General features: G+C 66.3%; 12 protein-coding genes. 4 read left to right on the top strand and 8 right to left on the bottom strand.

Going from position 1 to position 11,382, the window contains the following annotated elements; translation table 11 throughout:
- The 8 genes from DUPY_RS28085 to trhA all read right to left on the bottom strand — a co-directional run.
- The coding region (locus DUPY_RS28085) for a hypothetical protein (RefSeq protein WP_141749657.1) at positions 1-191 on the bottom strand (191 nt) is incomplete at its 3' end.
- 102 nt (positions 192-293) lie between these two features.
- Positions 294-1,031 (bottom strand): LytR/AlgR family response regulator transcription factor, encoded by a 738-nt coding sequence (locus tag DUPY_RS24845; RefSeq protein ID WP_070251817.1) that lies wholly within the window; start codon positions 1,029-1,031, stop codon positions 294-296.
- A 3-nt stretch (positions 1,032-1,034) separates the two neighbouring features.
- Positions 1,035-2,144 carry a sensor histidine kinase gene (locus DUPY_RS24840; protein ID WP_070251816.1) on the bottom strand — a complete coding sequence of 370 codons (1,110 nt, stop codon included), beginning with the start codon at positions 2,142-2,144 and terminating at the stop codon, positions 1,035-1,037.
- Positions 2,145-2,160: 16 nt separating this feature from the next.
- Complete coding sequence (locus tag DUPY_RS24835; RefSeq protein ID WP_070251815.1) at positions 2,161-2,976, bottom strand: LiaI-LiaF-like domain-containing protein; 816 nt, start codon at positions 2,974-2,976, stop codon at positions 2,161-2,163.
- Entirely contained in the window at positions 2,973-3,350 is a 378-nt protein-coding gene (locus DUPY_RS24830) for a LiaF transmembrane domain-containing protein (protein WP_070251814.1), read from the bottom strand. Before DUPY_RS24830 ends, DUPY_RS24835 begins: the two co-directional genes overlap by 4 nt.
- A gap of 158 nt (positions 3,351-3,508) precedes the next feature.
- Positions 3,509-3,685: a hypothetical protein gene (locus tag DUPY_RS28520; RefSeq protein WP_167359111.1), complete on the bottom strand. Its 177-nt coding sequence runs from the start codon at positions 3,683-3,685 to the stop codon at positions 3,509-3,511.
- A gap of 232 nt (positions 3,686-3,917) precedes the next feature.
- Complete coding sequence (locus DUPY_RS24820; RefSeq protein WP_070251812.1) at positions 3,918-4,799, bottom strand: LysR family transcriptional regulator; 882 nt, start codon at positions 4,797-4,799, stop codon at positions 3,918-3,920.
- Between the two features lie 26 nt (positions 4,800-4,825).
- A complete protein-coding gene (gene trhA, locus DUPY_RS24815) occupies positions 4,826-5,446 on the bottom strand; it encodes a PAQR family membrane homeostasis protein TrhA (protein ID WP_070251811.1) in 621 nt (206 codons plus the stop codon).
- A 253-nt stretch (positions 5,447-5,699) separates the two neighbouring features.
- On the opposite strand from trhA, the gene DUPY_RS24810 reads away from it, so the two are divergent.
- The 4 genes from DUPY_RS24810 to DUPY_RS24795 all read left to right on the top strand — a co-directional run bounded on the left by DUPY_RS24810 (position 5,700) and on the right by DUPY_RS24795 (position 11,364).
- Positions 5,700-6,089 carry a BlaI/MecI/CopY family transcriptional regulator gene (locus DUPY_RS24810; RefSeq protein ID WP_070251810.1) on the top strand — a complete coding sequence of 130 codons (390 nt, stop codon included), beginning with the start codon at positions 5,700-5,702 and terminating at the stop codon, positions 6,087-6,089.
- Positions 6,086-7,951, top strand: coding sequence for a M23/M56 family metallopeptidase (locus DUPY_RS24805; protein ID WP_229255494.1), 1,866 nt, complete (start codon positions 6,086-6,088; stop codon positions 7,949-7,951). The genes DUPY_RS24810 and DUPY_RS24805 overlap by 4 nt, the downstream gene beginning before the upstream one ends.
- A gap of 110 nt (positions 7,952-8,061) precedes the next feature.
- Positions 8,062-10,221, top strand: coding sequence for a TonB-dependent receptor plug domain-containing protein (locus DUPY_RS24800; RefSeq protein WP_070251809.1), 2,160 nt, complete (start codon positions 8,062-8,064; stop codon positions 10,219-10,221).
- Positions 10,222-10,245: 24 nt separating this feature from the next.
- Positions 10,246-11,364: a patatin-like phospholipase family protein gene (locus DUPY_RS24795; protein ID WP_229255493.1), complete on the top strand. Its 1,119-nt coding sequence runs from the start codon at positions 10,246-10,248 to the stop codon at positions 11,362-11,364.
- The last annotated feature ends 18 nt before the right edge of the window (positions 11,365-11,382 follow it).

The raw sequence follows: 11,382 nt of genomic DNA, 5'->3' as shown, positions 1-11,382 counted from the left end.
GCTGGCGGCAGCAGCAGCTGTATCCACACCCGACTATCATCGGACACCGGCGCCGGCACCGGCCGCGTGGCCAGCCACAGCAGCGCTAGGTGCAGCGCCACCACCACGGCAACTCCGGTTGCAGTCGCTGGCCGCCGCCCTGGCGAAAAACCACGCACAGCAACGGAAAGCGGCGGGGAAACTGCTGTCATGGTCTGCCTGAAGATTTGATTGGAACAACTGATGCCAATCTAAATTGTACTTTTCCCAACTCAACAGACGCGCGCAGCTTGGCGGGTAGCACCGGGCGCCACCTACAGCAGCGCCGCACGCACCTTTTGATACCCGCTGCGGCTAACCGGCAGCCGGCTGCCGTCCTTGAGGATGGCAACATGGCTGTCGCGGGTGGCCTGCTCGATGCGGTCGATGCGGCCGATGTTGACGATGCACGAGCGGTGGATGCGCAGGAAACGGGCGCCGTCGAGCTGTTCTTCCAGGTCCGCCAGGCGCTGGCTTTTCAGGTGGGCCTTGCCGTCGGCGTGGATGCGCACGTAGTCGTCCTCGGCTTCGATGTAGTCGATCCTGTCGCAGGCCACCACGTGGACCTTGGCGCCCTCGCGGATCAGCACCCGGTCCAGCGGCAGCTTGCGGCTGGCGGCATCGCGCACCAGGCGGGCGATGGCGGCATCGCCGGGCCCGGTCGCAATGTTGGCGCGCGCGTGGGCCAGCGCCTGGTCCAGCCGCTGCTGGCTGAATGGTTTCAACAGGTAGTCGAGCGCGTGGAATTCAAAGGCCTTGATGGCGTACTGGTCGAACGCGGTGGCGAAGATGTAGCGGGTCTGGTTGCCCGCCAGTTCGGCCACCTCGAAACCGTCTAGCCTGGGCATCTGGATGTCGAGCAGCACCAGGTCGGGCGCCAGCTCGATGATGGCCTTGACGGCCTCGAAGCCGTTGGCGCATTCACCGACGATGTCGATATCGGCATGTGCGCCCAGGTATTCGCGCACCACCGCGCGCGCCAGCATTTCATCGTCGACGATCAGCACCCGCATCGGCTATTCCCTGTGCTCTGTGGTGTGCGCCGGCATGGCGATGTCCACGTTGAAGTTGTTGTCCTGGCGACCCCAGCGGATACTGGCCTCGTGCTTGTAGGCGCCGGCCAGGCGCTGGCGCACATTGGCCAGGCCGATGCCGGTGTTGCTACCGGTGCTGTTACCGCTACTGCTGCTGCCATCCAGGTTCCCCCCCATGTCCTCATCGACCGGATTATCCACCCGGATGTGCAGCAGTGAGCCGGCGCGGCGCGCCGCAATGCGGATCACGCCGCCCTCGGGCAGGTTGCAAATGCCGTGCTTGACGGCGTTCTCCACCAGCGGCTGGATCAGCATGGGCGGAACCAGGCAAACGCCGGCCGCGTCGTCCACCGCGCACTCCACCCGCAGGCGGTCGCCGAAGCGCACCTGTTCGATGGCAAGGAAGTGCCGGATCAACACCAGCTCCTGGCCCAGCGTCACCATCTTGTGCGCTTCCATTCCCAGGCTCTGGCGAAAAAAGCTGGCCAGCTCCAGCGTCATGCGACGCGCCGCGCCAGCGTCGCTGGAAGTGAGCGCGCTGATCGAATTGAGGCTATTGAACAAAAAGTGCGGATCGATCTGGGTGCGCAGCATGCGCAGCTCGGCCTCCTGCGCCATCAGCATCGATTCGAGCTCGCGCCGCTCGGCGCTGCGGGCGCGCACGAATTCGATTACCACGTAGTGTACCGCTGCCGCGCAGCCATACAGCAGTATGCCCAGTCCGACGATCAGCGCCGACAACTGCGGCGTGATCACGAGGCCGGCCCACGGCACGTCCGGCAGCGCGGTCAGCGTATTCCACAAGTGCCCGATCAACAGCCACAGCACGCTCGAGACCACGGCCGCCACCGTCAGCACCGCCGCGATGGCGCCGGCCGGGCGCGCACCGAGCGGATAGGCGCGGCACAGGTAATAGGCGGAATAGCCGGCGACCAGCGCATAGACCACGGTCATCGGCACCGCGAACAGCATGGCGTTGGCCAGCGGCGTATCGCTGGCCAACGCGATCACCCCACCGAGCGCCAGGCCGAAGAACAGCCACACCAGCATGTAGATGGTGGCGCCGCGACGCTGCGAGAACGCTTCGATCATGACCGGGCGCACCTGCTCAGTTGCGCACTTCGAGGCCGCCGAGGATGGAATAGCCGCGCAAGACCAGGCGCTTGCCGCCGGCAGACGGCGGCGCGGTTTTTTCTTCGAAGCCGCCGATGATCGCGGTGCCCTCCATTACCACCGTCCAGTCCACCGGCACCTTGATGGTGATGCCGCCCGCCAGCGAGAACACGTTGAGCACCGCCTCGCCCTGGATCGAGGCCTGGCGCAGGTCGAGATCGGCGCCGCCGAGGATGGCGGTCACTTCACCGCCGCGAAAATTCTGCGAGGTCACACGCCGGTTGGACGAGCCCACCACCGAGACGAAGTTGATCACCTCGTCGCCCTCGCCGCCACGCGGGGCCTTGAACGGCTCGTGGCCGGGCGCCTGGAACGACGCCTTGGGACCGTCGCTACGGGACCCATCGCTACCGGACCTGTCGCTGCCCGACCAGTCGCCACTGCCGCTGCTGCTGCCGCCGTTGCTGGCGATGCTGGCCTTGTAGACGATGCCGATGCCGGCGATGATCAGCAGCACCGGCCAGATATCGCGCCAGTCGAAATCGAGGAAGCCAATCCCGCGCAGGATGCCGATACTGCCCACGCAGACCAGCACCACGCCGATCACGTTGCCGGAATTGGACCGGGCATGGGTGAGCTTGAGCACCCCGGCCAGCAGCAGCACGGTCGGCACCAGCAGGCGGCGGAAATCGAGATGGATCCAGCCCAGGTTATCGACCAGAAACAGCAGGCCGATGACCACGACCATGACGCCCAGCACCATCTGCGCCTTGGGATTGGGGTTGGTTCTGGTTCCGGTGCGGCGGCTCATTTTTGCTCCTGGTGGTTGGCGAAGATATTGTCAAGCAAAGGGCGCAGCAGCAGGCCGACGCCACAGGCGACGATCAACGCCGGCCAGGTGTCGCCGAAGCCCCAGCCCCAGATACGGTTGAACGATACATACCACCAGCCGGCAAAAAAGAAACTCCACAGGCCGCTGAGCAGGTAAGCGGGCGTGGTGGGCGGGATCACCTGGGTGATGCCACTGATTACCAGCAGCCAGGGCCAATAGCGCCACAGCTCGCTCACACGCAGGTCGAGGTCGATCATGTGCGCGCGCTCGAGCAGCACGACCACGCCGACCACGATCAGGCCCACGCCCCAGACCAGTTGCTGGCGCCATTTATAGACAGTTTCCACGTTCATGCTTGCTCCCCCTTGTGACATGACCATCACAATAGCGGGGAAACGCCAGCCGGCAAACCGCTATTCGGCGAATCACGTAAATTCCCCGGTGAACGGCGCAGACGCAAAAAAACCCACGACGCCGAAGCGGGTGGGTTTAGTGAAGACTGCGGTGAAAATTAGCGGCGGCGACCGTTACCGACCTTGACGGGAATCAGCGCAGGCTCGAACAACATCAAGCCCCAGCCCAGCTGTCGCCGGATCTCCTCGGGCGTCGGCGGCGGCTTCAGCTCACGCGCACGGCGCTCCAGCCACGCTCGTACCAAATGCTTCGAAGGATGCATAGTCTGCGACATGTCCGTCTCCAAGTAAATGTAGTGAAGCATGGTGGGCCCCGCAAAACCGTAGGTTTAGCGAGGCCCAAACCAAATTCTGGTGCCGGTACTTGAGGCTACCGGCTTACCTGCTGCCGAGCGACACTTGCAAGAATGCGCTCCAGGCACGCGCAGCCACTATAGCGTGGGCTGGCAGCGCACTCTGTACGCCGTCTCACACTATTACGGCGATAGCCGGCGGCTCAGCAGGTTTTCAAAGCTTTTGCTGCAAGAAATCGAGGAAGCAACCGATCCTGCGTGCCAGTTGCGTGTTGCGGTAATACACCGCGTGGATCTGCTGGCGGTAGCCGGTGTAACTGTCTTCCAGCACCTTGACCAGGCGGCCGGCGGCAAGGTCGGCGCGGGTCATGAAGTCGGCCAGGCAGACGATGCCCTGCCCGGCCAGCGCCAGCTGGCGCAAGGTTTCGCCGCTGGAGGCCGACAGCGACGGCGTGATGGCCAGGCTGTTGCCGGTGGCGTGCTGCAGCGGCCAGTTGTTGCCCTGCTCGTACTGGGCAAAGCCCAGCAGCGCATGCCCGGCCAGGTCTTTCGGCGTGCGCGGCGTGCCGTGCCGCGCCAGGTAACCAGGACTGGCCAGCACGTACAGCGGGCTGGCCGACAACGCGCGCGCGTGCAGCCTGGAGTCGACCAGCGTGCCGATACGGATGGCGATGTCGGTGCGGTGTTCGATCAGGTCGGTGATCTGGTCGTTGCTGCTCAATTCGAGGCGGATCTCCGGGTACAGGGCGCGAAACTCCGCCACGTGCGGCACCACGCAATGGAGCATGAACGGCGACGCCGCGTCCACGCACAGGCGGCCGGCCGGCTGCTGGCGACGGATGCGGATGGTTTCTTCGGCTTCTTCCATGGCGCCCAGGATGGCGCGCGCGCGTTCGAGGAACAACTGGCCCTCTTCGGTCAATTCCATGCGCCGCGTGGTGCGGGTAAGCAGCGACGTGGCCAGCTTGTCTTCGAGCCGCGACAACGCGCGGCTCACGCCCGACGTGGTCTGGCCCAGGTGCACCGAGGCGGCGCTGAGGGTGCCGCTGTCGATCACGGTGATGAAGGTTTTCAGATCGTCCGAATTAATGTCCACTTGGTTCTACTCTACTTGATTAGTGTTCACGCCACGTACAGCAGCACGGCAGCGAAGTGACAGGCGCTCCCGCCCAGCACAAACAGGTGCCACACGCCATGGCCATAGCGCCATTTATGGTCGGTCACGAAAAAAGCGATGCCCACCGTATAAACCAGGCCGCCACCGGCGATCCACAGGAAACCATCCCAGCCCAGCGCGTCGATCAGCGGACTGGCGCCGATCACCCCCACCCAGCCCATGGCCACGTAAATCACCAGCGACAGGATGCGCTTGCCCTTGGCGTATAACAGTTCCTGCACGATGCCCACCAGCGCCAGCCCCCACACCACGCCGAACAGCGACCAGCCCCAGGCGCTCCCGCGCAGGCTCACCAGCGTGAACGGCGTATAGGTGCCGGCAATGAGCAGGTAGATGGCGCAATAATCCATCTGCCGCAGCACGTCCTTGGCCCGCCCGCGCAGGCTGTGATACAGCGTGGAGACCAGGTACAGCCCGAACAGGGTGGCGGCAAAGATGCTGAAGCTGACTACTTTCCAGGGGTCGCCGCTGCGCGCCGCCAGCACGATCAGAAAAATGCCGCCCGCCGCTGCCAGGGCCGCGCCCACCGTGTGGGTAATACTGTTGAAGCGCTCACCGTAATACATAGGACTTCCGATACATAGGGCTTCCGATGCAAGTAAAGCGGACCATTGTATAGCGCATTGCCGCAACCGGCTGAACGTGATCACCCACGCAACTACTTAGCAAAAACTTAATAGTATCACAGAAAGAATTTATTCAAAGCAATGTTACAAAATGCGGCAATTGATGCCTGACGGTGGCATTAACAATTAGCGGGTTGACGGCATCGCGACATCTGTCGCACAATAGCCCTATTCGTCGCAAACAGGAACCGCCATGTCCAATCCCATTCCCTCGGTCAGCGAACTGACCCTGCTCAAGGCGCTGTGGAAGCAGCAGCCGCTGAGCGCCCGCGAAATCCACGACGCCGCCGCCGACGAACTGGCGTGGTCGTTCTCCTCCACGCGCAAAACACTCGACCGCATGCTCGACAAGGAGGTGATCGCGGTGCAAGTCATGCATGGCGTCAACGTGTACAGCCCCCGGCTCGACAAGGTGGGCACGCTGGCCGCGTTCGCCCACGACTTCGGCCGCCGCGTGATGGAACTGGACGCGCCGCTGCCGGTTGCGATGTTCACCGGCAGCAAGCTGGTGGACAGCCAGGAGCTGTCCCGGCTCGAACAAATGCTCAACGACTGGCCCGACGACGAAGCGGAGCAGCCATGACCGCAGCGACCATGGCGATGCCCACGCTGCTGCTGTGGCAATGGCTGCTGGCCTGCCTGGGCTGCGTGCTGGCCGGGCTGCTGGTACACGGCCTGCTGCACCTGGCGGCGCGCGCCTGGCCGGCGCTGCGCGGCCAGCGCCCGGTATGGCTGGCGGCCCAGGCGGTGGTGGCTGGCGTGGCGCTGCTGCCCTTGCTTCTGCCGCTCCTGCCGGCGCTCGACCGCGTGACGGTGGCGCCGACGCTGACGATTGCGGTGCCTTCGCCGCTGCCGTTGGCGCTGCCATCGCCATCGCCATCGCTTTCAGCAGCCGGCCGTGCCGAGGCCATGCCAGCGGCGCCCTTTGCCACCGCAGGCGCCGCCGTTGTCGCTGGGGCTGAAGCAGGCATCAACGTCGATCGCATTCCCGCTATCGCCACGACCGGTGCTGCCGGTCCCGCAGCGACGGCAACCGGCGGCGTCGATGTCACGGCGCCGGCGACCACCAACGTCGATACCATCTCGGCCAGCGGCACCGCAGCATCGCTGCTGGCCTGGGCGCCGCTGCTGTGGGCCGTCATCTACCTGGCCGGCCTGGCGTATGCCGTGCTGCGGCTGGCGCGCGCCTGGCTGCTGTGGCGCGGCCTGCTGGCCGGGGCGCAGCGCCTGTCGCGCCCGGCGCTGGGCGCCCACGGCGGCTTCGATGCGCACCAGCTGTACGACATTGCCCGCCACCGCGTGACGGTACTGGAAACCGCTGCGGCAGTCTCTCCGATGCTGCTGGGTGCGTGGCGGCCGGTACTGCTGCTGCCGCGCCACCTGCGTGACTTCCCTGTTCCCGAACAGCAGCTGATCATCGCCCACGAGTTGCAGCACCGGCGCGCGCGCGATCCGTTGTGGCTGGGCCTGTCGGCACTGGTGCAGACGCTGTTGTGGTTCAATCCGGCGCCGCGCTGGTTCGGCGCGCGCCTGGCCTGGGCGGTGGAACTGGCGTGCGACCGCCGCGTGCTGGCCGGCCGCCCGGCGCAGCAGCGCAAGCAGTACGCCTGCGCCCTGCTGGCCCAGTGGCGCGTGCAGCTGATGGCGCCGCCAGCGTCCGCCCTCGCCTTTGGCGCCGCCGATGCCGCGTCGGCCGGCGAGCGCATCGAACAACTGCGCCAGGCGCGGCCGCCAGCGCTGCCCGTGGCAGGCGCCCTGACTGTGGCGACCGTGTTGATCGGCGTGCTGGCAGCGAGCGCGGTGTTGCAACCGGCACTGGCGACAGCGACCGTGCCGGTGGCAGCAACGGCCGCACCGGCCACGCCATCCCCGACGTCGGCCACACCGCCAACGCTGTCCAACACTTCGAACCCGTCGAACCCGTCGAACCCAGCCAGCCAGCGTACCGAAGCACCGGCAATCCCGATCGCCTGGCAATACCCGCTGGACAAGATGCGCGTCTCGGGCTTTTTCGGCGTGATGCGCAAAGTTTCGCCGCGCCCCAGCGTGGGCCTGGACCTGCCCGCGCCGGTCGGCACGCCGGTACGCGCCGCCGCTGCCGGCATTGTCCTCGCCGCCGGCAAGCTGGACGAGAACAATGGCCGCTATGGCACTACCGTCGTCATCACCAGCGCCGACAGCAGCAGCGCCACCGGCTCCACCGAGGCCCTCTACGCCCACCTGGATACCACGGCGGTGCAACCGGGCTCGCACGTGGTGGTGGGCCAGGTGATCGGCACGGTCGGCCTGACCGGCTTTACCACCGGCCCGCACCTGCACTTCCAGCTGCGCCAGAACGGCGTGGCCATCGATCCGGCCACCATGCTCACTGGCCTCGACCGCGGCCTCGACCGATACGCCACCAGGCACGCGCTCAGCGTGCGGCGCCAGCAGCTGGGCTACTAACCCGATCTGATATCCACCACAATCCGCCACCCTGACCGGTGGCGGACCGGCCCACTGTCGCCCGCGTTTTGATCATCCGCCGGCTTCGTGTTCACCTCACAGGAACCACCATGTCACTCCCGATTCTTGCAGCCAGCATGCTGCTGGCCGCGCCATCCGTATCCGCCACCGAAGCACCACAGCCAGCGCAGCCGGTGCAACAGGTAGAAGTCAAAAGCGCCCGCGCCGACCTGCGCCAGCGCGAAACCACCACCGCCATCATCGTCACCCACGACGATCTGGTGCGCCAGGGCGACCAGACCCTGGCCGACGCCCTCAAGCGCCTGCCCGGCATCAGCATCTCCGGCGTGCCCGGCCAGGGCGGCGAGATCAGCATGCGCGGCCTGGGCAAGGGCTATACCCAGATCATGCTCAACGGCGAACCGGTGCCGACCGGTTTTTCACTCGACACGGTGGCGCCGGAGATGATCGAGCGGGTGGAGATCCTGCGCAGCGCCACCGCTGCCTCGAGCAACCAGGCGGTCGCCGGCAGCATCAACATCATCCTGAAAAAAGCGGCCACGCGCGGCCAGCGGTCGCTGGCCGCCAGCGTCACCCGCCGCGGCGGCACCACGTCGCCCACGCTGACCGCGCAATTGTCGGACCAGGTGGAGCGCCTGTCGTACAGTGTGGCCGCCACGCTGTCGCGCCAGCGCACCGAGGAAGCGATTGCCGACGACGAGACGCTGACCGACGCTGCCGGCGCGCTCACGCTGCGGCGCCACACCCCGCAACCGAAGTCCACCCGCAACGACACCCTGACCCTGACACCGCGCGTGAGCTGGGCGCTGGGTGGCGGCGATACGCTGACCTGGCAGGGCTTTGCCAACCTGCGCCACTTCGATGTGCGCAACCGCGCCGACGAGCAAACGCTGGTGGGCGAGCCCAGCGAATTCCCGCGTTTTGTGTCGGACTACCACGCCCGCATCGCCATGCTGCGCAACGACCTGCAATGGAACCGCAATCTCGCCAACGGCGACAAGCTCGAAACCAGGCTGGGCGCCAGCAGCAACCGCCGCAGCACCGGTTACGACTTTTACGGCATGACCGCCAGCGGCGCGCCCGCCATCCACCGCCACGTCGATGCCGGCCCCACCGAAACCGGCGTCACCTTTACCGGCACCTGGCGCCACCCGGTTGGCGCCGGTCACGCGCTGGCCTTTGGCTGGGACGCCAGCCGGTCGCGCCGCGACGAAGACCGCAGCGAAACCATTTTCGATCCCGCCGGCGTGCAGACCGATGCCACCAACGCCGACTACAGCGCGGTGGTCAAGCGCCTGGCGCTGTTCGCGCAGGACGAGTGGGAAATATCGAAACAGTTTTCGCTGTACGCGGGGCTGCGCCACGAACGCCTGCAAACGGCCAGCCGCGCGCTCGCTGCCAACGCGCCCGATGCGCTGGACGTCACGTCGGCCGTCTGGAGCCCGTCGCTGCAGGCGCGCTACGCGTTGCCGAACAAGGACGTGCTGCGCCTGGCGCTGGCGCGCACCTACAAGGCGCCGGCGCTGTTCAAGCTGGTGCCGCGCCGGTACACCATCGACAATAACAACAGCCCCACCAATCCCGACGAACAGGGCAACCCGCAACTGCGCCCGGAACTGGCCTGGGGACTGGACGCCGCTTACGAACACTACCTGGGCGACGGCGCCATCGCCAGCGTGAGCGTCTACTGGCGGCGCATCCGCGATGTGACGCAAACGCTGTTGTTCCAGCAGGCCGGGGTGTGGGTGACGACGCCGTTCAACAACGGCAACGCCAACGTGCACGGCATCGAGCTGGAAGCGAAGCTGCCGCTGCGCCGCCTGCTGGGCCAGACCGCGCCGGCGCTGGACCTGCGCGCCAACCTGGCGCGCAACTGGTCGCGGGTGGACCGCGTGGCAGGGCCCGACAATACGCTGGAAGAGCAGGTGCCGGTCACCGCCAACCTGGGCGCGGACTACAAGCTGCCCGGCACCGCTTGGACCGTCGGCGGCGATTTTACCTACAAGGGCGGCGTCACTACGCGGCAGTCGGCGCAGCTACGCACAGGTAACTCGCCCGGTCGCCAGCTGGACCTGTACGCGCTGTGGAAGTTCGATGCCAAAACCCAGCTGCGGGTGGCGGGATCGAACCTGCTGCACCAGCAGGCGCGCGAATGGCAGCAGTACCAGGACACCGGCACACGCGCGCGCGACACCTTTACCGAGACCCGCGCCGCCGTGCGGGTGATGGTGGAGCACCAGTTCCGCTAGCCGTGCTGTGGTATGGTTTCGCCCATGACCACAGCACCTATTTCTCCAGTCCACAATGATCGACCGTACCAGCGCTGCATGATCATGGGCGGCGGCGGTTTCCGCTTCGGCATCTACATCGGCATGTATGCGGCGCTGCGCGAGGCGGGAAAAGCGCCCGACGTGATCGTGGCCAGTTGCGGCGGCGCGATTGCCGCCGCCATCATCCACAATTTGCCTGAACCGCAGGCGCAGCGCGAGTGGCTGTCGTCGCGCGCCATGTACGATTTCTGGTGCGGCCTCAAGTCCACCCGCCACGCGGCGCTGCTGGCCACGCTGGCACGGGCGGCGCGGCGCACGCTGTCGTCGGCACGGGCGCCGGTGATCCCCGACCTGTTCGGCGACTTCCTGTTCGACATCCCGTCGCAGCTACCCTTCCCTGCCGCCACCGGCACGCCCGAAGTGGACGTGGCCATCATCGGCGGCAAGCTGCTGTTCGACGCCAACGAGGTGGGACGCCCGCGCGGCCAGCGCAAGCTGTTTGCCGAAACCGTGTTTTGCGGTGAGCGCGCCGCTGCCGCGCTGCGCGGCATGACCTCGCCGCTGGCCGACCCGCGCTGGGGCGAGCACGCAGTGGCGCCAGAGCTGCTGATCGACAGCGGCGTACCGATCACCGAGGCCGCGCGTATCTCGATCGCCGACATGATCTACTTCCGCTGCCGCCAGTACCAGGGCGCCGAATACATCGGCGGGGTGCTCGACCTGTTCCCGGTCGAAATCGCGCGCCAGCTGGGCACCGAAGTGGTGATGGAGTTCAAGGAGGCGTTCGACCAGGTGTTTTCGATCCCGGCCTGGCGCTCGGTGCTGGGCTTGAATGGCAATGCACGGCTGCGCTACGCCAATACGTACCTGGCCGACCTGCGCATCGACTCGTCCGATATCTCGAAGGCGCTGGCGCGCCAGCAGTTGCAGCAAAAGCTGCACTGGAGCCGCAACCGCATCGAGCTGGCGATGCCGCCCACGTACGACATCTTCGTACAGCACGCGCGCGACCAGTGGCAATACGGCTACGACCGCGCGAAGGAAGCGCTGGCGCATCCGGTCGGGCGGCACCCGGACGTGCGGCGCGCAACGCGTTACAGCCGGCGCTTTGCCGACCTGTAATCTGGCGACCGTAATCTA

It is taken from the genome of Duganella phyllosphaerae, from assembly GCF_001758785.1.
Classification (GTDB): domain Bacteria; phylum Pseudomonadota; class Gammaproteobacteria; order Burkholderiales; family Burkholderiaceae_D; genus Rugamonas; species Rugamonas phyllosphaerae.
This window is presented reverse-complemented; position numbering and strand designations above follow the sequence as displayed.

Coding starts and splice junctions, on each gene's coding strand:
- DUPY_RS24845 (WP_070251817.1), bottom strand. CDS start 1,031: ATGCGGGTGCTGATCGTCGACGATGAAATGCTGGCGCGCGCGGTGGTG.
- DUPY_RS24840 (WP_070251816.1), bottom strand. CDS start 2,144: ATGATCGAAGCGTTCTCGCAGCGTCGCGGCGCCACCATCTACATGCTG.
- DUPY_RS24835 (WP_070251815.1), bottom strand. CDS start 2,976: ATGAGCCGCCGCACCGGAACCAGAACCAACCCCAATCCCAAGGCGCAG.
- DUPY_RS24830 (WP_070251814.1), bottom strand. CDS start 3,350: ATGAACGTGGAAACTGTCTATAAATGGCGCCAGCAACTGGTCTGGGGC.
- DUPY_RS28520 (WP_167359111.1), bottom strand. CDS start 3,685: ATGTCGCAGACTATGCATCCTTCGAAGCATTTGGTACGAGCGTGGCTG.
- trhA (WP_070251811.1), bottom strand. CDS start 5,446: ATGTATTACGGTGAGCGCTTCAACAGTATTACCCACACGGTGGGCGCG.
- DUPY_RS24810 (WP_070251810.1), top strand. CDS start 5,700: ATGTCCAATCCCATTCCCTCGGTCAGCGAACTGACCCTGCTCAAGGCG.
- DUPY_RS24805 (WP_229255494.1), top strand. CDS start 6,086: ATGACCGCAGCGACCATGGCGATGCCCACGCTGCTGCTGTGGCAATGG.
- DUPY_RS24800 (WP_070251809.1), top strand. CDS start 8,062: ATGTCACTCCCGATTCTTGCAGCCAGCATGCTGCTGGCCGCGCCATCC.
- DUPY_RS24795 (WP_229255493.1), top strand. CDS start 10,246: ATGACCACAGCACCTATTTCTCCAGTCCACAATGATCGACCGTACCAG.